Below are 22,135 nucleotides of genomic sequence, written 5' to 3' on the forward strand. Positions count from 1 at the left end.
GTAACAGAATGGTCCGAATTCAGGATTCCGAGTTGGGATGCAGTCGGCAAGCTGCTTAAAAACAAGGTTGTTTTTGATGGTCGAAACATCTACGACAAGAAGTATCTTGATTCCATGGGCTTTGTCCATTATGGAATTGGTGCAAAATAAGCAACTAAATCCCCTGATTCAGTCAGGGGATTTTTCAATATAATTCGATGATAATCGCTGGGGCAGGTGGTCATGGTTTAGAAGTGCTTCAACTTCTAATAAGTCAAGGTTTTGACCCAGAGCATATTCTTTTTTTTGATCAGGATAAAAGTAAAGAGGGGCAAAGATTTACAGGAGTCCCAGTTATTACCGATTTAGATTATCTCAAGGACATTTTAGCAAAAGAACCAAAGTTTTGTCTTGGGGTAGGAAGTCCGCAATTTCGAAAAAAGCTTTTCTCGCTACTGGTAAGTGTTGGAGGCGAATTTGTAGGTTTAAAAGGAGACTATTCCATCACTTCTTTTGAGAATGAGCAGGATTTCGATTTTTTCCCATTTTCATTTTTAGGCCCTGCAGTTCAAATAGAAAAAGGGGTTTTAATAAATACTCGGGCGCATGTTCATCACCAATGTTTTGTGGGTGAATATTCTGAAATTTCCCCTGGAGCTATTTTATTGGGGGGTGTAAAAGTGGGGAAACGCTGCAGAATCGGAGCTGGGGCCATTATTCTTCCAGGGGTTGAATTGGGAGATGAGGTAGTAGTAGGTGCCGGTGCAGTGGTTACTAAAAACGTACCATCAGGTAAATTAATCATGGGAGTTCCAGCAAGATGAATTTAAAAACCAAGGCCCTTCATGGTTTTTTCTGGAGTTTGACTCAACAGTTTGGAGTTCAGATAACCATGATTTTGGTTACTATTTTTTTAGCCAGGATTTTGGAACCTGCAGATTTTGGACTTATTGGGATGCTAGCTGTATTTATGGCTCTTGGAAATAGTCTGATTGAAGCGGGTATGACGTCTAGTCTAATTAGGACCCAAGATGCAGATGACCGGGATTTTTCAACTGTCTTTTACATGAATTTGATGGTAGGGGTCCTGATTTATGTTCTGATGTTTATAAGTGCAGCTTTAATCAGTGATTTTTTTAATCAACCTGCATTAGAACAAATCATAAAAATCTATTGCCTCACTTTCATTATTTATCCTTTCTCTGCAGTACAGCGCACGAGACTAGTAAAAAAGATGGATTTCAAAACTGAGCTGAAAGTGACCATTCCATCTATGATTGTAGGAGGAGTGGTCGGGTTAATTTTGGCAATGCAAGGATTTGGGGTTTGGGCTCTAGTGGGGATGAATCTTTGCCAAAATTTCTTATTGAGTATTCAATTTTGGATTCATAGCAAATGGCGCCCTTCTTGGACTTTTGATGGAGAAAGGTTTCGGTATCATTTTCGTTACGGTGCCAACCTTACGCTAGCAGGAGTTATAAATTCTGTGTTTTCCAATATTTATCATTTGGTGATTGGAAAATTTTTTCCAGTGGCCCAATTGGGATATTACACCAAAGCCGATTCTTTGAAACAGATACCGGTTAAAAATATTTCAAACACCCTTTCTAGGGTAACATTTCCTATGTTTTCCGAAATTCAGGATGATGATGAAAAGTTGAAAGTGGCTTATAAGCGAATTATGCAACAGGTGCTGTTTTGGTTAACACCTGTGATGGTTCTTTCTGCGGTTTTGGCCGAACCTTTATTTCGAATTGTATTGACTGAGAAATGGATTCCTGCTGTTCCTTATTTTCAAATACTTTGTTTTATAGGCTTGATGTTTCCGATTCATTCTTATAACCTGAACATACTCAAAGTGAAAGGTAGAAGCGATTTATTTTTGAAGTTAGAAATCATAAAAAAATCCCTTACAGTCGTAGGGATTATTATTGCTCTTCCATTTGGTATATTCGCATTACTTTGGACTCAAGTAATTTTGAATTTGGTGGCATTTGGTATTAACTCGTTTTATAGCGGGAAATTTATTGGGTATAATGTCTGGCATCAAATCCGAGATATTTTTCCGATTTTCATTGTGGGAGCCTTCTCTGGCCTAGTATGTTGGTTTATAGAAGATTTGATTCAAAACGTTCCTTTTTTGGATTGGATAAAATTGATTAGTGGAGGCATTATGGGGGGGGGGATTTATTTTCTAATTTCTTGGGGAGCCAAATCAGAGCCATTTGTTGATTTTCAAAGAATTATTTTAAAGCGATGATACCGGTTACCAAACCCTATTTACCTCCAATTTCGGAATACCAAGAATACCTTGAAGGAATTTGGAAAAGGCAATGGCTTACAAATAATGGTCCATTGGTGAATGAGTTGGAGTTAAAGGTATCTGAATTTCTGAATGTCCCTAATTTTCTTTTTATGTCAAATGGGACCATTGCTTTACAAATCGCCATCAAAGCATTGGGTTTAAAAGGAGAAATTATTACAACTCCATTTTCTTATGTAGCAACTACTTCAAGTATTGTATGGGAAGGTTGCAAGCCTGTATTTGTTGATATCGATCCTTATACATTGAATATCGATCCAAAAAAAATTGAGGAGGCTATTTCAGAAAAAACAACTGCAATACTAGCAACTCATGTTTACGGGAATCCCTGTGATGTAGAGGCCATTCAAAAAATTGCTTCAAAACACAAATTGAATGTCATTTATGACGGTGCACATGGATTTGGAGTGACTTTTAAGAAAAAGTCAATTTTTTGCTATGGAGATATTTCCACAGTCAGTTTTCATGCTACCAAATTGTTTCATACCATAGAAGGAGGAGGGGTGTTCACTGAAAATTCAGAATTAAATCAAAAAATGGCCTATCAAAGGAATTTCGGACATGATGGACCAGAAGCATTTCAGGGGTTAGGAGTTAATGGCAAAAATTCTGAATTCCATGCCGCCATGGGATTAGTCACGCTTAAGAAAATTGAAGAAATAATATCTAAGCGTAAAGAACTATCAATATACTACGATGAGCGCTTGGAAGATTTGGGTTTTAAAAAACCAAAAATTAGCAATCAAGTCGATTATAACTATGGGTATTATCCTATCATTTTCCCTACAGAGGAGCAACTTCTCAAGTGTGTGAAAAAGTTAAACAGGTCTGAAATTTATCCAAGGAGGTATTTTTATCCTAGTTTGGATCAGCTACCCTATGTAGAGAAAGGGGATTTTCCCAACACTGATTCCATTTCTAGACGAATTCTTTGTTTGCCACTCTATTTTGAATTATCCTTTGAGGAGGTAGACTTAATCTGTAGATTGATTAAATCTGTTTGGGATCATGGATGATAAAAAAATCAGGGTTTTAGTATTTCCCTGTGGTTCTGAGATTGGGCTCGAGATATTCCGTTCTCTGAAATATTCCAGACATATAGACCTCGTCGGAGCGAGTAGTGTGGAGGATCATGGTCGATTTGTTTTCAAAAACTATTTTGGACACATCCCATTTATTGATGATCCTAATTTTGAAAGCGCTCTTGTAGAGCTTGTTCAAAATCAAAAGATCAGTGCTATTTATCCAACTATGGATGCGGTCATTACTAAGTTAAATGAAATTTCAAGTCGAATCGGTTGTAAAATCATAGGTTCTCCAGAGCAAACAAATCAACTCGCGCTATCAAAGAAAAAAACATACCAATTTTTTAGGGATAAAATTCGGGTTCCCAAACTTTTTTACACCTTAGATGAAATTGAAACCTTTCCAGTTTTTTCTAAACCTGATGTTGGCTACGGATCAAGAGGAACCAAAATTCTGAGAAGTAGGGAGGAAGTAGAACTAAAGTGGAGTAAAAATCCGGATTTGCTCGTATTAGAATATCTACCGGGTAAGGAATATACCGTTGATTGTTTTACTGATCGTCACGGAAACTTGCTTTTTTCAGCTCCAAGAAAAAGAGGTAGAATTCAAAAAGGAATCAGCGTCAATACTACCCCAGCCATTGAAATTGATTCTGAGGTTAGAAAAATAGCTAGTATAATCAATGATGAGGTTAAACTAAGAGGTGCTTGGTTTTTTCAAGTCAAAAAGGATGAAAATGGTGAACTGGCTTTATTGGAAATTGCAACAAGGTTGGGTGGGAGTAGTGCATTGTATCGAGCAAAAGGAATCAACTTTGCATTAATGAGTGTATTTGATGCCTTTAATTATCCAGTATCTGTTTTGGAAAATAACCATTTGATAGAATTGGATCGGGCTCTGGATCAAAGATTCAAACTGGATATTTCCTATGATGTAGTTTATGTCGATTTGGATGATTGTTTGGTCCTAAATGAGTATGTAAACCCATCCCTGATTGGTTTCTTATTTCAAAGTCTCAATGAAGATAAGAAATTAGTTTTACTTACAAAGCATGAAAAAAATCTTACAGAAACTTTGAACAGATTCCGTTTATCGGGGATTTTTGATGAGTATATTCATATAAAAAAGGGCGATTCCAAGGCGGATTTTATAAAAGAAAAGAAAGCTATTTTTATTGACGATTCTTTTGCCGAACGAAAAAATGTTGCAGAATCACTTGGAATACCTGTTTTTGCACCGGATGCTGTAGCGGCTTTGATCACTGAATAACTAAGCATGAGAATTTTACATACCTATTGTCTAAACTACAATATTGGAGACTACGCACTCGGTATTGGAGTCAAAAATCTTTTGAGAAGGAATTTAGATGTAACTCTGATAGGAAACACCAACCTTCAAGGAAGAGAATTTACACCTTATTATATCCGAGAAGTTGTCAATAAGCGCTATGATTTATTGGTAATAGGTGGAGGAGGAATTATCCATGGAGCTCATTGGCCCAATGGATGGTTTTGGCTGATTGAAAAGGAGTTAATAAAAGAGATAAAAATTCCATTTATTGTTTATGGGGTAGGTTATAACTACTGGAAGGAAGAGGGTGGAATCCCGGAGAGAGGGATAGTTCATTTGGAAGAAACCATGAAGAGAGCCGCCTATTTTTCAGTTAGAAATGATGGTAGTCAAAACCGATTGGCAGAACAATTCGGAAGGTCAGTGCCTGCGATTCCTGATCCAGGTTTTCATGTGGATTGGGGACTTGAATATTCAAGAAAAGTAGATGAACCCTACATATTGATTCAATTGGCTAATGACAAGCCTGAACGAAGATTTGGGTCGTTGGAAAAACGTGGTGATTTTGTTCGTCAAATGAGGGAAGTTACTGAATTTCTTTCTAAGCGATACAAAGTGATTTTTTCCCCTCATGTCCCAGAAGATATTAGCTTAAGTCATGAAGTTGCCAATGGAATTTCTAATGCAGAAGTTTGGGATTTTGGATACTTTGCTTTTGACCACTCAGATGAAGCTGTTGGGTACTATAAACATGCTGAATTTGTATTAGCCATGAGAGGACATGGGCAAATTGTACCCATTGCATTTAATACCCCTGTAATTTCTTTGGAAAATCATCCTAAACACAGAGGATTAATGGAAAATCTTGGTTTAATCGATTATAACGTTTCTCTGGCTCAGGATGATTTTAGAGGTGAATTGATGGAAAGGATTCATTCTTTGGAATCTAATTATTTTAGCTTAAAAGCAAAATACAGCACTATTAATCAACAATTACGATTAGATACTGATGCTGCTTGGACTGAGATCAAATCTAATATCGGAAAATGATGGCCTCTCAGCCCTTAGTTAGTATTTCCTGTATAACGTATAATCATGGTTCTTATCTAAGGCAATGTTTAGATGGATTTTTAGCCCAAAAAGTTAAATTTCCGCTAGAGATTGTAGTTTATGATGATGCTTCTACAGATGATACACAAGCTATCATTCAAGAATATGTTAAAAAATACCCTTCCATATTTAATGTTTTTCTGAACCAAGAGAATCAATATTCCAAAGGAATAAGGGGGATGAATATGAAGTTCAATCTTCAACGTTGTAAAGGAAAATACATCGCTTTTTGCGAAGGGGATGACTTTTGGACAGATCCATACAAACTTCAAAAGCAGATAGATTTTTTAGAAAGTAACCCAAACTATTCGATTTGTTGTACCAATTATTCAGAGATAGATAGTTTTGGGAAAGAACTTTCTAAAAATGTTTGGAAAGGAATCAAACTTTCCCCTATGATTTCGCATACGATGGTTTTGGAAAAATATAAACCCAAAATTCTCACTTCCATATTTAGAAAGGAGGCGATTGATGGTAAAATCCCACAACTTTTCTATCAAACATTTAATACTGATAATTTTCTTTGTGCCATTGCTACTGAGTCAGGTCCTGCTGGTTTTTTGAATTTTAACTCAGGTTGTTATCGAGTTCATAATCAAGGGGTTTGGTCAGGGAAAACCGAAATCAATCAATACGAAATGCAATTGGATACTTTCCAGAAAATGATTGGTTATTTCTCTAAAGACTTTCAGCAAAAGGCGATTTCAAATAGGATTTATAAAATCCGAAGAAAGCTTTCTAGGCTTTATGCTAAAGAACTAGAGTTTGGAAAGAGTTTCATTCAGATGAAATACATGTTCCCCATCAATCCAAAGGATTCTTCAAAGGTGCTGTTTGGAAATCTAATTGCTCCTGTCCGTAAAGTTTTCAAATGAATACAGAAGAAGTACTTTTTAAATCAGCTTCCGCAGCATTATCAAGACAGTTTCTTGATGGTTCGATGCCGGCAGGGCATAATGGGCCATATCGGGATCCAGAAACTCCGGTTCGTAATACTTCTCATTGGTTGATTTCATATTTGAAATCATATGAATTGACTGGAGAAAATAAATTCAAGGAAGCGGCTGAAAAGTCTCTTAGCTATTTGATGTCCGAAAAAGCTAGGCCTATGAAAGCCACATTTTGGCATCGGAAAAATCCTAAAAAAGATTTTTCCAATGGTCTTATGGGACAAGCTTGGACAATAGAAGCCTTAGAATATGCTTTCCGGTTTTTCGGAGACGATGCAATTCTTCGATTAGCCGTAGATGTCTTTAGGTTACATCCTTATAAATCAGCTCATAAAGCATGGGAAACCGTTAATGTGGACGGAAGTATTAAGGGGTTTGACCCGACTTTCAATCATCAGTTATGGTTTGCAGCAGTTGGAGGAGTACTTTCAAAACATGGAGATCAAGAAATCAGAACCCAAGTTTTAGATTTTATAAATGGCTTGTCGGATAGTATGAAAACCTATTCAAATGGTGTAATCAAACATCATCCAACAGGCTATCAATCGGTAGGCAAAAAGGAAAAATTATGGGCTCACTACCGTCATTTTAGAATTCCGAGAAAACAAAAGGAATATACCTATCTAAAATCGATAGGTTATCATGGGTTTAATCTTTATGCCTTGGGTTTGATTCACAATGAGTTCCCAGAATTATCTTTTTTTGAAACTTCTCTTTTTAAGTCAATGATCGCGGTAATAGATTCCGAGGAATTCAAGTCAAAAATCTCCTATTCCCCTTATAGCTACGACTATAACCCGCCTGGATTTGAATTAGCCTTTGCATTACAAAAATTTGGCGACAGGTCGAAGGCAGAATTATTTCTTAAAGAAGATTTTAAACGATCCTATTCAGAGGAAAAATCACAATGGGGATTAAAAAACCCAATTGATCCTGAAACCGCAGCGGCAAGAGTTTATGAGCTTTATCAGCTTTCGAAGATGGAAATTGTAATACATGATTGAAACACCGGATGTTTCTGTAATTATTCCGACATTTAGAGAATGGGATATACTTCCAAAATGTCTCCAAGCACTCCAAAATCAAGCATTTCCTCAAGAGAAGCTAGAAGTTCTAATTATTAATAATGATCCTACTTCTGTCGTTCCGAATTCTTTAAAATTACCCAATAATATGACTCTCTTTGATCAGCCAAAGCCGGGGTCTTATGCATCTAGAAATTTAGGGATTGACCGAGCGAAGGGTAAGATATTGGCATTTACTGATTCGGATTGTATTCCTGATAGCAATTGGTTAGCCAACGGAGTAAAATATTTTGAAAAAGGAGCAGATTTAGTTGGGGGGAGAGTTACATTTTTTAAAGAAGCAGATGGAGAAGAGTTAGCTTTTCTTTATGAAAGGCAATTCTCTTTCAACCAAAAACGGAATATTGAGGTAAATAATCAAAGTATTACAGCCAATCTTTTCGTAAAAAAAGAGGTTTTTGATAAAGTTGGTTCTTTTCCTGAAGGTTTGTTATCAGGTGGAGATTTTGAATGGACAAAAAAAGCGTCCAAGTCGGGATTTAAACTAGTTTACGGTGAAGATGTGATAATCTCCCATCCCGCTAGAAAATCAACTGCTTCACTTAAAAAAAAGAAAAAAAGGACTTCGGGCGGAATGTATATCAAATTTTTTAGGGACTTTTCTTTTTTGAAAAAGGTTTCCTATGCTCTTTTCTTGTTGAGACCTCCAGTGACGATCTTCTTTATAAGGAAATATTCAATAATTCAACGTGTTCGTCTTTTTTTTCTTCGCTGGCAATTGGAGTGGATTGGGGTTCAAGAATTATTTAAATTGAGTTTTACTGGGAAAAGTGCCGAAAGAGTTTGATGTTTTCGATCATTATACCTTGTCATAATAAAGCGCCTCATATTTCTCGATCAATCAATTCTGTTATCAATCAAACTTTTCAAGATTGGGAACTGATTTTTGTAGATGATGCTTCGACAGATTCTTCAATAGCAGAAGCTAGAAAGTTTAATGATACTAGAATTCAGATTTTTCATAGAGAAATTCCCGGCCCCGGGGGCTATGCAGCCCGTAATTTTGGTGTAAAAAAAGCTCGGTCTCCTTGGATATGTTTTTTGGATGCCGATGATGAATGGAAACTTGATTATCTAGAGAATCTAAAAAACCATATTGAAAATTATCGAACCATTGAATTTATTGGTTCAGCTTGGGAAGTATCAAATGGCAACCAGATTCAGGTTTGTTCTGCCTCCTCTCAATTTGCCTCAAATGAATTTCATATTTTGAAATTTTCAGGATTTTTGGAGAAATCGATTTCAAATTCTCCTATTGTTTGGACAAGCACAGCCTCTGTGAAAAGAGAGTTGTTTGAAAAATTAGAAGGATTTCCTGAAGGTATTTGCAAATCCGGTGGTGACATTGATACATGGTTTCGATTGGCCAAAGAGGCAAATGAGGTTGGTTTTTGGAATAAAATATCGGGTACTTATCACATTGATAGTGTCAATATGGTCACTCGGACAATCAGATCGTTTGAGATACCTTGTGTAGTCAATACGATTCATGATTTGCTAAAAACTTCTCAGCCAGAAAATGTGCGCCTTTTAAAACGCTATTCCAATAAATATTTATTAGCTCAGATAGCAAAGTCCATCAAGGCGAAAAACTATAATCCTGATTTACTTAGGTATTTCTTTGCAGAGGTTGATAAGAAAAAGTATGCTATTCTGAAATTGTTTAAATTTCGAATCATTCGAAATCTTTATCAGCAGTATCTAGAAAAAAAGAACCCATTTTATGGCTAATGATACCATCGATATCGGAGATTTGATCCGGTTTTTTATCAAACAGAAAAAACGATTTTTTACTGCTGTTTTAGCTATGATGGCCCTAGGTCTGCTCGTGATTTTTTTGACGAGAAACCATTATAGCTCAACTTTGAAGTTTGTCTCCCAAAGCAATTCTTCTTCTAGCAATTTGATGAGGCAGTTGGGAGGTTTTTCAGGTTTAAACTTGGGAGGTCTGAATGGCCAAGAAATGGGTAATCTATCTCCTCAGCTTTATCAAGAAATTATTTACAGTTATCCTTTCTTGTGGAGATTAAGTCAAAAAACCATTGAGCTGGAAGGTCAACAGCAAAAACTGGGGTTTTTCATTGAAGAGAATAGGAGGCCATCTGTTTCTTCTTTGGTGAAAAAGTATACGATTGGCCTTCCCAAAGTTTTGTTTGGAGAAAAGCCAGCGCCCTTAGACTTGGAGACAGAATTACAAGATTCCTTGGTGTTTCTGAGGAGGGAGTTGGTTCCCATGTTCAATGAGTATAGAAAATTGATTTCCTTAACCAATGATGCACAGACAGGCTCTATTGCGATAGAAGTAGAAACCCTGTCTCCCGAAGTTTCAGCTCAAATGGCAGTGTATGTTTTTAAATTGTTGTCCGAGTATGTGATTGAATATAAGACAGAAAAGGCCAATCAAAACCTGGAGTTTATTCAGGAGCGATTTGAGGAGGCTAAGGATAGATTTTATCAAGCCCAGAACAACCTATCCACTTTTCGGGACCGGAATCAAAATTTAAATTTTTCATCTGCAAGAGCCCAAGAAGAGCGCCTTCAGGCCGAATACAATTTGGCGAGCAATCTTTATAATAACCTTGCTGTTCAATTGGATCAGGCAAAAATTAAAGTTCAGGAAGATATTCCTCAACTCACGATCATTAATCCCCCCGTCGTATCTTATCAGGTATCCAAACCTAATATTCCTTTGATCTTGGCCTTATCAGTTTTTTTGGGGTTAATTCTAGGGTTTGCAAGGGTTTTAGTTTCCTATTTTAAAACTCAATTTGACAAGTCTAGCTAAGCAGCAGGTAACCAATTCGATTTTCGAATTACTCCAAGCCATTCTTTTGTTTATGGCTTTTACTTATTTGCTGGTAGATTGCTTTAATGGGGTTTTGATGCGAATAGGGGTAGGAATAAGTATTTCTCAGCTTTTTAAAATGGGAATGCTAACTGGAATGCTCCTTTTTCTCCTGGGCAAAAGGCCCTCGGCTTTTTTAGGAGCATTTGGTTTAATTCTCTTTTTTCTTCTTCCGCTATTAATTAAGGCGCTTCTAACAGGAGAAACACGTTCTGTTGTGGGGAATTTTGGGTATAATCTCAAATTAATCCTGTTTCCAATCTCATTTTTATTTTTCTCAAGCCTGAACCTGAATTCTACTAAATTAAAAAAGTATTGGGGAGCCTTTATTTGGTTTAACTTTTGGCTAATTGCAATTAATATTTTCCTAGGTGTACTTGGAATTGGTTATAGCCAATACGATAGTCCAGAAGGGCAGGGGATAGGCGGTAGGGGCTTTTTCTTTGCTGGAAATGAAGTGGCAGGAATTTTTCTTCTTTTTTCTAGTGCTGCTTGGTTCCAAACTAAAAACTGGAGAGGATTTGTTCGACTTTTATTTTTCGTATTCCTTCTTCTTCTGGGAGTTTTAAATACTTCTAAAACAGCTATTCTAGGTATTATGCTGATTGTTGGTCTGTTGGAATTACCTAAGTTTTTGTCCAAAAAACTTTCATTAGGAAGATTTTTCGGTCTTTTGGTATTTCCAATTCTTGCTGTAGGCATGGTTGGGCTGATTTATTGGGGGGTACAAGCTACAGGTCTTATTGACCGGATTCTTTTCTTTTATCAACGGCTTGATCTATTAACTTTTATTCTTTCGGGAAGAAACCAAATGGTTGTGGGGGCTATGACTTTTTTTCCTTCAGTTTATAGTTTTTGGGATTACTTATTTGGAGTAGGAAATCAAGAATTTTTAAAGTTGATGGGGATATATCATGGTACTCCTCATACGATTGAAATTGATTTCTTTGACTTATTGTTCATGAATGGACTTTTAGGAATGGGGCTGGTTTTAGGCATTTTTCTATGGGCAAGCTTTCAGAGTTTATCCCAATCCTTATTAGCATCCCCGATTTGGGCAATCAATATTATTTTACTACTTATTTCGTTCCTTGCAGGGCATATTTTTAATTCAGCGATGCTTGGGATAAGTTTGGGAGTTTTGAATGGGCTAGGTCCTAAAGTTTGGAGTACGTAAAAATTTATTTGATTTCAAACATGTATCCTTCGGATTTGCATCCGAATTATGGAGTGTTTGTCAGAAATTTCGAAAGAGATTTTCCTGATAAATCGATAAGAATAACTGATAAAACCGTAATCTCAGGAAAAAGTAACGGTTTCAAACGCCTAATCAATTACCTGAGGTTTTTTTTTGATTCGGTTCAAAAACTGAGACAAGAGAATTTTGACCTAGTTTATGTTCATTTTTTGCAACATTCCTTAATTCCATTACACTTTTGGAAAAATAAATCTGGAAAAAAAATAGTACTTAATGCCCATGGAACAGATATATTAGGTCAGGGGATTTTATACAGACTTCTCCGAAAGTGGAATCTCTCAATATTCAGAAAGGCGGACTTGGTAGTTGTTCCTTCTGAATATTTTGTTCCCAAACTTGAGCAGTTTGGGGTGCCAACCAATAGAATTGAAATCTCTCCTTCTGGCGGAATCAATCCTCAGTTATTTTTTCCTGATCTAAACTCTCGAAACCAATTAAAAAATCGGATTGGCTACCTAGGTCGGATTGATAAGGGGAAGGGGGTAGAAACTCTTATTCGTGCATTCACCCAAGTTCCCATAGAAAATCTCCAGCTAGAACTTGCAGGTCCTGGAGCTATGATTGAAGAGCTTAAATCTCTTAGCCAATCGCTTGAGGTTTATGATAGAATTCAATTCTTAGGAAATATTCCTCAAGAAAAAATCCGTGAAATTTTTGCTCGCTGGGATGTTTTTATCTTTCCTTCCGAACTGGATGAGAGTTTGGGGCTTGTAGGATTGGAAGCCATGGCATGTGGACTTCCTGTGATAGGAAGTGGAAAAGGAGGGATGTCTACCTATTTATTGGACGGTGAGAATGGTATCGTTTTTGAACCTGGTGACGTTATTGATTTAAGTAAGAAAATTTTAGATTTTTACGTTCAAAATCAGGAATTTAGACTCAATTTATCAACTAGAGCAATTGCTGCAGCAAACAGATATCAAGCAGACAGAGTCAATTCAAAGCTCCGAAAGCGAATCCAATCATTCTTTCACTCCTGAATATAGATGGGTTAACGGAATCCGAATTTTTGGATTTCCTGACAAATCTTCGTTGATGGGTTTTGTTCAAGGTCAAAATAAGATCTTGGTGGCGGTGAATGCTGAAAAAATAAGAAATGCCGACCCTGAGTTAAAGGAGGTCATCAATCAAAATGTTGGTTACCCAGATGGTGTTGGTGCAGTTTGGGCTTTACGACAAAAGGGGCTATCAAATGTTGCAAAAATTCCAGGAGTTGAGCTATGGCTTGAATTTGTCCGAAAATACCATCAGGAGAAGAGATTCTTTTTTATTGGAGCAAGAGAAGAAATCATTCAAGCAACCATAGACAGGCTTTATTCTAAATTCCCGGGGCTTAACTTGGTAGGTTTCCGAAATGGTTATATCACACCAGATCAAGAAGAGGGGGTAATAGAGATGGTTTCTGAGAAAAAACCTGATTTCGTCTTTGTAGCTATGGGGTCACCAGCTCAAGAACGCTTAATGACCAAGCTTTCGGAAAAACATCCCGCTATTTATATAGGATTGGGAGGAAGTTTTGATATCTACTCAGGAAGAACAAAGCGGGCACCTGAATGGATGATTGATATGAAGCTGGAATGGTTTTATCGATTAGTTACAGAACCAAAACGTATTGGAAGACAATTAAAGTTGATTGGTTTTGTAAAAAATATGATTTTTAAAAACTATTGAAAGACGTCCGTTCCATTTGCGGATTTATGTTTGAATTTGTTGTTTTTCCCCTTTTTTGCCTCTGATGTTATTTGATTGATAGAGAAATCATAAAGTCCATATAGTTGTGTTTTTTTGGATTGATTATCAATGCATTGATTATCTACAAATTCGCTGTTGGACACATAATCTTTAATAGCGATTGCTCCACGGGTCGATAAAGTAACTCCACGCTGATTTCCGTTGATTGCTTTGTTTCCGATAATTTTTGAATCAGCTATTTGCCTGAACAAAAAGCCATGGAAACCGCTCTTTTCAGAGATATTGTTACTAAAAAATAGATTCGAGGAGACTTCGGGATAAGGGTGGGATGCAACTTCAATCCCAAATCCATTCCCGCAGCCAATAGCTTCATTATTAATTAGGCGAGTGTCTGATTGGGGAACATGAATACGAAAACCATAATTACTACAGTTTTCTGCCTTGGAATTTTCAATAAGGGCTCCTTTTTTATAAGCAATAGCAAAGCCGGAACCGAACCCTTTTTCAGGTGTATCTCCTCCTTTTGCTGTACAATTAGAGACCCGGAGATTATCTACGATCAAATAGTAGCCATTATCCTTAAACCAATATTCGGCATGGTTCTTTTCCAAATTGATATCTTTTCCATTTGCATAAAAGCCTGTCCCGGCATGAGAGCTGGTGGAATTTTGGATTTTGGAACCGGCATCCGTTACCATAATACCTCTTGGTCTTCCGGAATTGTTGTTGGTAGTAAATGCATGGGCGTTAATTGAAGTTACATGGTCGATAAGATTTCCAGATTCATCGCCTTGAAATCCATAAAAAGCAATTCCATGCCACGTATTTTCAGTAGTTACGGAACGGATTGTGGAATTTTGACAATTGCGTAAACAAATTCCCCCTTTGGCGCCAGTTGATTTTTTATTGAAATTTCCATTGACTCTTAAGGATTCAACAACTATTCGTTCATTCACTGAGGAAGGACTAGTAGTGATGATTCCTTGGGCTTTTGAATTCTCCCAATTTCCGGAATCAGGATTCCTAAAAAATAGTGTTTCATTTTGGGATACCCCTCTGAGGATAATGTTTGATTTTAGGATTAGGGCATCGTTTAATAAAAACTTTCCAGAGGGAACCAAAATTATACCACCTCCTGATTCAGAGAGACTGTCGATTAAATGGTTGATAACTTTGCTGTTATCTTTTTCCCCAGTCGGATCAATGTCGAAAGTGGATAAGTTTAATTCTTGGGAAAAAGATGGAGAAAGTACACTTGTCAGACCTAAGAAAAGTAGGTGTAAAAAAATCTTTTTCATTGGATACTAAAATAAAGGTTAGTCTTCAATTTAATGATTTACGTATTAAATCAGGTGTTTTCAAGCTGATTATTATGACTCTTTTACTGTGGAGCCATTCTATTTTTTTATTTGCGCAAACGATACCAGCCAATTATCCAGTTTTGGAAGAATATGTTAGAAGAAGTCAGGTATTGGGAGGCCCCTATTCTAATTATTCGATGACACTTCGTCCTTTGGACCTTTCAAAATCTCAGTTTGACTCTATTCTGAATAAAAAAGTTGATCCTGATTCTTTAATAAATGATTCCTCGGAAGCTAAAGATTTCTCTATTCTTCCCTTACGACAAATGGTCACATTCAACTCAAAAAGGCCCTATGGATGGGGAAATGGTCCCATGCTTCCTAATGTAGGCTTTCAAACCTACACCAGTTTGGGATTTTCTTTGAAGTTTTCTGTATTCAGAATCCAGCTTGCCCCAGAGTTTGTTTATTCACAAAATCGACCATTTCAAGGCTATTCTGGAGAATTTCCGGAATCAGTGAATCGAGCCCGTTTTTTTTATTGGAGTTTTGGTGATTATCCAGAACGGTTCGGAAATGACCCAATTTCAACTTTATGGTGGGGGCAATCAAAAATTACGATTCAGGCCGGCTTCTTGGAAGCTGGGGTATCAACTGAAAATATCTTTTGGGGACCCGGGCAATTTTCTTCACTCACTTTTAGTAACAATGCTAGGAGTTTTCCTCATTTGACATTTAGAAGTAGAAGGCCGGCCAAGACTTTTCTAGGAGAATTTGAAGGGGAAATTCTTGTAGGGATGTTGGAAGATTCCGGTTATTTTCCTTCTCAATTGCCAGAATTGAATACGCGGTTATTTAATCGATTCACTGGAGATTATAAATATTTAAATGCTATTACAATAACCTATCAACCCAAATGGGTTCCTGGATTTTTCTTTGGGGTTTCAAGGACTCATCAGCAATATTCTCGCCAGCAGGGAAATAGCTTTGGAGATTATTTCCCCATATTCGAACCTTTTCAAAAAACTGTATATGGGTTCGATAAGGATGGAGAAGGGAGAGATCAGCAAGTCACATTTTATGGCCGATGGGTTATCCCTAAGGGAAAAATGGAAATTTACTTCGAATATGGCAGACGAGACCATGCCTATAATTGGAGAGAAGCAATTTTAAATCCTGAACATGCTCGGGCCTATTTGGCAGGTTTTAAGAAGTTATGGCCAACATCCGAAGAGGGGAAGTTTTTTCAAGTAAGAGGAGAGATGTTGCATCAACAACAATCAATTAATCGAACGATTCGATACGCAGGTATTGGTGGGGGGTATACTTGGCATACTCATGGACAAGCTCGAGGTTTTTCCAATTATGGAGAAGCCTTGGGTGCAGGACCCGGTGTGGGTTCAAACGTACAAAGCCTTGAAATCAGCCAAATAGACGGATTAAATAAAAAAGGGATTCTTTTAGAACGATTAGCAAACCATCAGGATTTCTTTTACAGAGCATTTGCTAGAAATTCAACAAAACAACCTTGGATAGACTATAGCATTGCATTGCTCTGGGATCATCGATGGAAAGACTTAATTCTTTCTGCCAAGGCGCAGTACATTCAAGGATATAATTATCAGTGGCAAAGTCAAGAAAGTAGCCGACCTGATTTTTACCAGGGTACAAATTTGGGAGCCTTTTATGGACAGGTAAGCTTATTGTATTTTTTGAATTGAAAACTTGACTAGTAATTGGGTGATTTTAAGATTTTTTTTCAAAGGTTTTCTATTAGTTTTGCCCTTACTAAGAGGTGAGTAACTTTGGTACTCATTTATTATTTTCAAGTGTTAGAAAATGGCTTTTTAAACCTATCAGTAGGTCTTTTTTCTTGGGACTGAGCTGGCGAAGCTGTATGTAAATTATTGGAAATTAGAATTTTATAATTTCATGTTGAAACCATTTGACGAGTCCAAAATTGGAATCATAGGATTGGGATATGTAGGACTTCCCTTGGCAGTAGAGTTTGCTAAAAAATTTCCTGTAATAGGATTTGATATTGATCAAAAAAGAATTAGAGATCTGAATTCCGGTCATGATTTCACTTTGGAGGTAGAGGATGATTTACTTCAATCGGTATTATCAAACATGAATCCAGCAACTGGTTCCAAAGGTTTGTTTAATACTGCAGACTCAGAAGGTCTTAGTGATTGTAATATTTACATCGTAACTGTACCTACTCCAACAGACAGGTATAATCGACCGGTTTTAACTCCGATGATCAAAGCCTCTCAAAACATTGCGCGCTATTTAAAAGATGGTGATGTGGTGATCTATGAATCCACCGTATACCCAGGGGTGACAGAAGAGGAATGTGTCCCTGTATTGGAGAAAGTATCCGGTAAAAAATTTAATCAGGATTTTTATGTTGGTTATTCACCCGAACGAATCAATCCAGGAGATAAGGAACATACAGTATCCAAAATTCTGAAGGTTACCTCTGGAAGTACTCCTGAGGTTGCTGAATATGTTGATCAACTTTATAAAACAGTCATTATTGCAGGGACTCATAAGGCTTCTTCAATAAAGGTAGCAGAAGCAGCCAAAGTGATTGAAAATTCCCAACGAGATATCAACATTGCTTTTGTCAATGAATTGTCCAAAATTTTTAATTTGTTAGGAATCGATACACAAGAGGTCTTAGAAGCGGCAGGTACAAAGTGGAATTTCTTGAAATTCAAGCCAGGTTTAGTCGGTGGGCATTGTATTGGTGTAGATCCCTTTTATCTTGCACAGAAAGCTCAAGAAGTGGGCTATCATCCGGAAATTATTTTGGCGGGTCGTCGTCTAAATGATAGCATGGGTAAGCATGTGGCCACGGAGACTATCAAGCACATGATGAGAAAAGATTTGAAGGTAATCGATTCAAAAGTGTTGATCTTAGGATTCACCTTCAAAGAAGATTGTCCTGATGTAAGAAATACTCGGGTGATTGATATATATAAAGAACTTCGTTCATTTGATATGGAAGTCGATGTTTATGACCCTTGGGCAAGTGCAGAAGAAGTTAGGAATGAGTATGGGTTGGATTTATTATCAAATTTACCTGATATCGAAGCTTATTCGGCTATTATTTTGGCGGTAGCTCATAAAGAGTTTAGATCATTAACAATCGCAAAATCAGATAGTCAAGTGGTTTTTGATGTTAAAGGGATCTTAGATAAAAATTTGGTAGATTCAAGACTTTGATACTCCTAGACATAAATATCTAATGATTTTTTCTATACAAAGATAAGTCATTTTGATAATTAAAATTAAAAATCATTTTATGCAGAAAATTGGTAAAATAATAATTTTTGGATTTGTGTTATTTACAGGTCTATATTCTTGTGTGCCAAATAAAAAAGTCATTTATATGCAAGAATTGGAGGAGTCCGTAGGACCTTTGGTCGAATCAAGTGAACGATATGGATATCAAACTGAAGAATATCTATTACAAGTAAATGATATTGTAGAAGTTAGTATTAAAACAACGGATCCAGAGCTAAATAAAATTTTTAATGTTGTAACGGCAGAAAGTAATAATATCGCTCAAATGGGAGGTAATCAGGGTGCAGGTGATGCTTTTTTTATGAATGGTTATACGATTAATGATAACGGGATGGTTGAAATACCTCTCATAGGAGAAGTTAAATTTTTAGGGTTGACAACAAAGGAGGCTCAATCTCTAGTTGAATCAAAAGTTGTCAAATATGTGAAAGAAGACGAATACTTTGTTCGCGTTCGCTTAGGAGGTATTAGGTTTAGTGCTCTTGGGGAATTTAATAGGTCAGGGAAATATACAATTCTTCAAAATAGAGTTACAATTTTTGAGGCCATTGCATTTGCCGGAGATTTAGGGCGGTTAGCTAAACGAGATGAAGTTCTTCTTGTAAGACAATACCCTAATGGCTCTCAAATTCATAAGATCAATTTGTTAGACAGGGATCTACTTGGATCTGAATATTATTTTTTGAGACCAAATGATTTAATATACGCAGAACCAATGAAGGTTCGTGAAATTGGAGCTGGAAACACCTTAGTAGAAACTTTAACTTTATTTACTTCAACTATCACAGCAATTGCCTTGATATTGACATTGATTCAAAACAATTAAAATATGTCTGGAGATCTAGATGAAAATGATTTTTATCAAGAAGGAGAAAATAGTCTTGATTTAAAAGCTTTAGTTCCTAAAATCATACGAATTTGGCCTTGGATTTTAGGGAGTTTGCTGATTTCTTTAGCAATTGCATACTTTATTACTCAAAATACAGTTCCGAGTTATAAAGTATCTTCAAAATTTTTTATTAAAGAAAACGAGAAGGGGCTTTCACTATTCGAAAAGCCTTCCATTTTGGAGGAGCAGGGAATGGGTTTAACCAACGAAATGCTTATTTTAAAATCTAGGCCCATTGCTCAGGCGACCTTGGAAAAGCTTGATTTTCAGGTTGAGTATTATCAAAAAGGAACATTTATTTTAAAAGAAATATATAAAAAGACTCCAATTTTAGTAGAAGTGGATTGGAAATCTCCGCAGCTTTTAAATGGCCAAATCCAGGTTAAATGGTCAGATGCAGAGAATTATTCACTTGAGTTAATTCAAGAAAGTTACACCCATCTTTTTCCCGATGGGAGTAGGTATGAAGGAGAAGGGAAATTAGAAAATCCAACTTTCAAGTTTGGAGAATGGGCTGAAACCCCACAATTTAAAGTTCGCATCAGTAACACTTCAGCAATTGAAGAGGGTAGCTCTATCTTCATTCTTAGGGATCGAAATTATTTGGTTGATGTATATTCACAAGGCCTTTTGGTAGAATTACTTGAAAAGGGATCATCAATACTTGAATTGAGTATCCTTGTTAAAAATCAGGAGAAGGGAGAGATGTATCTAAATACTCTAATGGATACATATCTAGAGCTTGAACTTCAAGGTAAAAATGAAATTGCTTCTAGAACGATTGATTTTATTGATAGTCAAGTAGCCGGGGTGGCAGACTCATTAACTTCTTTTGAGAATCAACTTCAGAATTTTAGATCATCGAATCAAATTTTTGATCTTTCTAGTGAGTCTTCCACTGTTTTTGAACAATTGACTGATATTGAAAGACAAATAGCTGAAGCAAGTCTCAAAAGAAGATATTATCAAAGTTTGAAAGATTATCTTGTTAGAGAAAACTACAATGAGATTGTTGTTCCTTCAGGTCTAGGAATTGATGATCCATATCTAAATGGCTTGATAGAAAACTTATTAGAGGTTCAAGTTGAACGGTCTAGGTTGATGGCCACACAAACCGAATTATCGCCTCAAGTTAGAGCCGCCAATCAGCGTCTTGCAGATCTCAATACTTCCATTCAGGAGATTTTGTCAAATGTGGAAAAGAATAATCTCATGACCATTAATGATCTAGAGAACAGAAAAGAGGCAATAGAATCTTCTTTTCGAAGTCTTCCTCAGGCAGAACAAAATTTGATAAAATACCAGAGACAAGCAACTTTAACTGAAAATATTTATAACTTTTTATCTGAAAAAAGAGCTGAGGCTGCAATTTCTAAGGCTTCAAATAGTCCTAATAATAAAATAATTGAATATGCGAGAGGTATGGGAGGTCAAGTTACTCCTAAGCCTTTCAATAATTATGTTTCAGGTGGACTAATTGGATTATTTCTTCCAATTATAGTTGTATTTATAATCGAATTATTTCGATCAAAAATAGAGGATATTAGTTTCCTGGAGAAAAAATTAAAATTACCAGTTATAAATACTATTCCAAAAAATAAAACCGATACCAATTTGGTAGTATTTAATTTTGGTAGATCAGGAATTTCAGAATCTTTTAGATCTCTTCGTGCCAACATTAGGTTTATGGTGCCGTCAGGCGAACAATTAACATTATTAATAACTTCAACAATTTCAGGAGAGGGAAAAACCTTTTGTGCATTAAATTTAGCCTCTGCTTACTCCCTTTCAGGTAAAAAAACAGTCCTGTTAGGCTGTGATTTGCGAAGACCTAAGATTTTTCAAGATTTTGAGATTTCTAATAATATAGGTTTATCGACATTTCTTAGCGGGCAGAATCCAGACTGGAAAAATATTGTTATTCCTACTGAATATGAAAACTTAGACCTGATAGTATCAGGACCTGTACCTCCTAATCCGTCTGAATTATTAATCAGCCCTAGATTTGAAACTCTTTTAAAAGAATTGAAGAAAAGTTATGATGTTATTATTTTGGATACCCCGCCTATAGGCTTGGTAAGTGAAACGATAGATTTATTGAGTTTCGCGGATATTACATTATTTGTTTTTAGACAAAATTACAGTCAGCGATCCTTTATTGAAGCTTTGAATAGCCTGAAGCATGGTAAAGGATTAAAGAATATCTATGCTATTTTTAATGGTGTAGATTCTGATAAGGTTAATTATGGATATGGTTATACTTATGGTTATGGGTATGGTTATTATGAAAATGAAAAAAGATCAGAGTCCTAATTTTTATGATAGATCAATATAAATCAGGTTCGTATTTTATTGATAATAAAAGGCATTTTGAAGATTCTAATTATAAAGTACGTGCTATTTGGAGATTACTGAAACCCATTGTTAGTAAAGAGGGTATTTCAATAAATAGTTATGCAGATGTAGGGTGTGGTTCAGGAGGTGTTGTTTCGGGTTTAAGCAATTTGTTAAAAAAATCCGGAATTCAGCTTTCGGAAATATGTGGATTTGATGTTTCTCCACATGTAAGAAACCTAAAATTTGATAAAATATCTTTCTATGAGAAAGATTTTGTCGAGCATGGTAAAAGGTTTGATTTGGTTACCTTAACTGATGTCTTTGAGCATGTTACTGCCCCAATGGATTTCATTAGAAGAATAGGGTCATTGGCTGGACTTGTCGTTTTTCATGTTCCTCTTGATGATTGTTTAGCTGTAAATATGAGGAATCTTCAAAGGTCGAAAATTAAAAATCCAGGCCATCTGGTTTTTTTGAATGTAAATTCAGCTCTTAATTTAATTACCAATGCTGGATATAAAATTATCGACTATGATTATTCAAGGGAAACCTTAACAGCTCCATCGAATGTTGCTTCAATCCTTCAAAAAATATTTTTTCCAATTAAGTTTATCTTCTTTAAAATTAGCCCTTGGCTCATGTCGCGTATTTTTGGGTTTAGCCTGGTGGTCGTAGCAAAACTCGATCAATAACCCTAAAAAGGTTTTGATTCAAATTAGGAGCTAAATTCAGTAGTTA

At 36.2% G+C, this 22,135-nt stretch carries 19 protein-coding genes and 1 pseudogene; 19 read left to right on the top strand and 1 reads right to left on the bottom strand.

Annotated elements, in window-relative coordinates; translation table 11 throughout:
* The 14 genes and pseudogenes from HWE15_RS10605 to HWE15_RS10670 form a co-directional block, all read left to right on the top strand.
* Window positions 1–150 (top strand): annotated as a pseudogene (locus tag HWE15_RS10605) (UDP-glucose 6-dehydrogenase); the annotation flags it as partial.
* Window positions 151–197: 47 nt separating this feature from the next.
* Complete coding sequence (locus tag HWE15_RS10610; RefSeq protein WP_290507509.1) at window positions 198–803, top strand: NeuD/PglB/VioB family sugar acetyltransferase; 606 nt, start codon at window positions 198–200, stop codon at window positions 801–803.
* Window positions 800–2,239, top strand: a complete 1,440-nt coding sequence (locus HWE15_RS10615; RefSeq protein ID WP_290507510.1) for a lipopolysaccharide biosynthesis protein — start codon at window positions 800–802, stop codon at window positions 2,237–2,239. The genes HWE15_RS10610 and HWE15_RS10615 overlap by 4 nt, the downstream gene beginning before the upstream one ends.
* Window positions 2,236–3,318, top strand: coding sequence for a DegT/DnrJ/EryC1/StrS aminotransferase family protein (locus HWE15_RS10620; RefSeq protein WP_290507511.1), 1,083 nt, complete (start codon window positions 2,236–2,238; stop codon window positions 3,316–3,318). Before HWE15_RS10615 ends, HWE15_RS10620 begins: the two co-directional genes overlap by 4 nt.
* On the top strand, window positions 3,311–4,597 hold the full coding sequence (locus HWE15_RS10625; RefSeq protein WP_290507512.1) for an ATP-grasp domain-containing protein: 1,287 nt from the start codon (window positions 3,311–3,313) through the stop codon (window positions 4,595–4,597). Before HWE15_RS10620 ends, HWE15_RS10625 begins: the two co-directional genes overlap by 8 nt.
* A 6-nt stretch (window positions 4,598–4,603) precedes the next feature.
* Window positions 4,604–5,668 carry a polysaccharide pyruvyl transferase family protein gene (locus HWE15_RS10630; protein WP_290507513.1) on the top strand — a complete coding sequence of 355 codons (1,065 nt, stop codon included), beginning with the start codon at window positions 4,604–4,606 and terminating at the stop codon, window positions 5,666–5,668.
* Window positions 5,665–6,603 (top strand): glycosyltransferase, encoded by a 939-nt coding sequence (locus tag HWE15_RS10635; RefSeq protein WP_290507514.1) that lies wholly within the window; start codon window positions 5,665–5,667, stop codon window positions 6,601–6,603. The genes HWE15_RS10630 and HWE15_RS10635 overlap by 4 nt, the downstream gene beginning before the upstream one ends.
* Window positions 6,600–7,682, top strand: a complete 1,083-nt coding sequence (locus HWE15_RS10640) for a hypothetical protein (protein WP_290507515.1) — start codon at window positions 6,600–6,602, stop codon at window positions 7,680–7,682. The genes HWE15_RS10635 and HWE15_RS10640 overlap by 4 nt, the downstream gene beginning before the upstream one ends.
* Window positions 7,675–8,550 carry a glycosyltransferase gene (locus HWE15_RS10645; protein ID WP_290507516.1) on the top strand — a complete coding sequence of 292 codons (876 nt, stop codon included), beginning with the start codon at window positions 7,675–7,677 and terminating at the stop codon, window positions 8,548–8,550. The genes HWE15_RS10640 and HWE15_RS10645 overlap by 8 nt, the downstream gene beginning before the upstream one ends.
* A complete protein-coding gene (locus tag HWE15_RS10650) occupies window positions 8,550–9,494 on the top strand; it encodes a glycosyltransferase family A protein (RefSeq protein WP_290507517.1) in 945 nt (314 codons plus the stop codon). The genes HWE15_RS10645 and HWE15_RS10650 overlap by 1 nt, the downstream gene beginning before the upstream one ends.
* Entirely contained in the window at window positions 9,487–10,548 is a 1,062-nt protein-coding gene (locus tag HWE15_RS10655) for a GNVR domain-containing protein (protein ID WP_290507518.1), read from the top strand. The genes HWE15_RS10650 and HWE15_RS10655 overlap by 8 nt, the downstream gene beginning before the upstream one ends.
* A complete protein-coding gene (locus tag HWE15_RS10660) occupies window positions 10,532–11,785 on the top strand; it encodes a hypothetical protein (RefSeq protein ID WP_290507519.1) in 1,254 nt (417 codons plus the stop codon). Before HWE15_RS10655 ends, HWE15_RS10660 begins: the two co-directional genes overlap by 17 nt.
* Before the next feature lie 20 nt (window positions 11,786–11,805).
* On the top strand, window positions 11,806–12,846 hold the full coding sequence (locus tag HWE15_RS10665) for a glycosyltransferase family 4 protein (protein ID WP_290507520.1): 1,041 nt from the start codon (window positions 11,806–11,808) through the stop codon (window positions 12,844–12,846).
* 55 nt (window positions 12,847–12,901) lie between these two features.
* On the top strand, window positions 12,902–13,537 hold the full coding sequence (locus HWE15_RS10670) for a WecB/TagA/CpsF family glycosyltransferase (protein ID WP_290507521.1): 636 nt from the start codon (window positions 12,902–12,904) through the stop codon (window positions 13,535–13,537).
* Here the strand turns inward: HWE15_RS10670 and HWE15_RS10675 are convergent.
* A complete protein-coding gene (locus tag HWE15_RS10675; protein WP_290507522.1) occupies window positions 13,531–14,856 on the bottom strand; it encodes a right-handed parallel beta-helix repeat-containing protein in 1,326 nt (441 codons plus the stop codon). The two genes, HWE15_RS10670 and HWE15_RS10675, sit on opposite strands and share 7 nt — an antisense overlap.
* Before the next feature lie 74 nt (window positions 14,857–14,930).
* On the opposite strand from HWE15_RS10675, the gene HWE15_RS10680 reads away from it, so the two are divergent.
* From HWE15_RS10680 to HWE15_RS10700, 5 genes are all read left to right on the top strand, one after another.
* Window positions 14,931–16,580, top strand: coding sequence for a capsule assembly Wzi family protein (locus tag HWE15_RS10680; RefSeq protein ID WP_290507523.1), 1,650 nt, complete (start codon window positions 14,931–14,933; stop codon window positions 16,578–16,580).
* Window positions 16,581–16,791: 211 nt separating this feature from the next.
* Window positions 16,792–18,090, top strand: coding sequence for a nucleotide sugar dehydrogenase (locus HWE15_RS10685; protein ID WP_290507524.1), 1,299 nt, complete (start codon window positions 16,792–16,794; stop codon window positions 18,088–18,090).
* A 79-nt stretch (window positions 18,091–18,169) separates the two neighbouring features.
* Complete coding sequence (locus HWE15_RS10690) at window positions 18,170–18,997, top strand: polysaccharide biosynthesis/export family protein (RefSeq protein WP_290507525.1); 828 nt, start codon at window positions 18,170–18,172, stop codon at window positions 18,995–18,997.
* A 3-nt stretch (window positions 18,998–19,000) separates the two neighbouring features.
* Window positions 19,001–21,373, top strand: coding sequence for a tyrosine-protein kinase family protein (locus HWE15_RS10695; protein ID WP_290507526.1), 2,373 nt, complete (start codon window positions 19,001–19,003; stop codon window positions 21,371–21,373).
* Between the two features lie 5 nt (window positions 21,374–21,378).
* Complete coding sequence (locus tag HWE15_RS10700; RefSeq protein WP_290507527.1) at window positions 21,379–22,089, top strand: methyltransferase domain-containing protein; 711 nt, start codon at window positions 21,379–21,381, stop codon at window positions 22,087–22,089.
* The last annotated feature ends 46 nt before the right edge of the window (window positions 22,090–22,135 follow it).

Origin of the sequence: Algoriphagus sp., from assembly GCF_013373065.1 — a bacterium.
Classification (GTDB): Bacteria; Bacteroidota; Bacteroidia; order Cytophagales; family Cyclobacteriaceae; genus Algoriphagus.

Coding starts and splice junctions, on each gene's coding strand:
- HWE15_RS10680 (WP_290507523.1), top strand. CDS start 14,931: ATGACTCTTTTACTGTGGAGCCATTCTATTTTTTTATTTGCGCAAACG.
- HWE15_RS10645 (WP_290507516.1), top strand. CDS start 7,675: ATGATTGAAACACCGGATGTTTCTGTAATTATTCCGACATTTAGAGAA.
- HWE15_RS10670 (WP_290507521.1), top strand. CDS start 12,902: ATGGGTTTTGTTCAAGGTCAAAATAAGATCTTGGTGGCGGTGAATGCT.
- HWE15_RS10640 (WP_290507515.1), top strand. CDS start 6,600: ATGAATACAGAAGAAGTACTTTTTAAATCAGCTTCCGCAGCATTATCA.
- HWE15_RS10690 (WP_290507525.1), top strand. CDS start 18,170: ATGCAGAAAATTGGTAAAATAATAATTTTTGGATTTGTGTTATTTACA.
- HWE15_RS10610 (WP_290507509.1), top strand. CDS start 198: ATGATAATCGCTGGGGCAGGTGGTCATGGTTTAGAAGTGCTTCAACTT.
- HWE15_RS10615 (WP_290507510.1), top strand. CDS start 800: ATGAATTTAAAAACCAAGGCCCTTCATGGTTTTTTCTGGAGTTTGACT.
- HWE15_RS10620 (WP_290507511.1), top strand. CDS start 2,236: ATGATACCGGTTACCAAACCCTATTTACCTCCAATTTCGGAATACCAA.
- HWE15_RS10675 (WP_290507522.1), bottom strand. CDS start 14,856: ATGAAAAAGATTTTTTTACACCTACTTTTCTTAGGTCTGACAAGTGTA.
- HWE15_RS10650 (WP_290507517.1), top strand. CDS start 8,550: ATGTTTTCGATCATTATACCTTGTCATAATAAAGCGCCTCATATTTCT.
- HWE15_RS10695 (WP_290507526.1), top strand. CDS start 19,001: ATGTCTGGAGATCTAGATGAAAATGATTTTTATCAAGAAGGAGAAAAT.
- HWE15_RS10685 (WP_290507524.1), top strand. CDS start 16,792: ATGTTGAAACCATTTGACGAGTCCAAAATTGGAATCATAGGATTGGGA.
- HWE15_RS10630 (WP_290507513.1), top strand. CDS start 4,604: ATGAGAATTTTACATACCTATTGTCTAAACTACAATATTGGAGACTAC.
- HWE15_RS10665 (WP_290507520.1), top strand. CDS start 11,806: ATGTATCCTTCGGATTTGCATCCGAATTATGGAGTGTTTGTCAGAAAT.
- HWE15_RS10655 (WP_290507518.1), top strand. CDS start 9,487: ATGGCTAATGATACCATCGATATCGGAGATTTGATCCGGTTTTTTATC.
- HWE15_RS10700 (WP_290507527.1), top strand. CDS start 21,379: ATGATAGATCAATATAAATCAGGTTCGTATTTTATTGATAATAAAAGG.
- HWE15_RS10625 (WP_290507512.1), top strand. CDS start 3,311: ATGGATGATAAAAAAATCAGGGTTTTAGTATTTCCCTGTGGTTCTGAG.
- HWE15_RS10635 (WP_290507514.1), top strand. CDS start 5,665: ATGATGGCCTCTCAGCCCTTAGTTAGTATTTCCTGTATAACGTATAAT.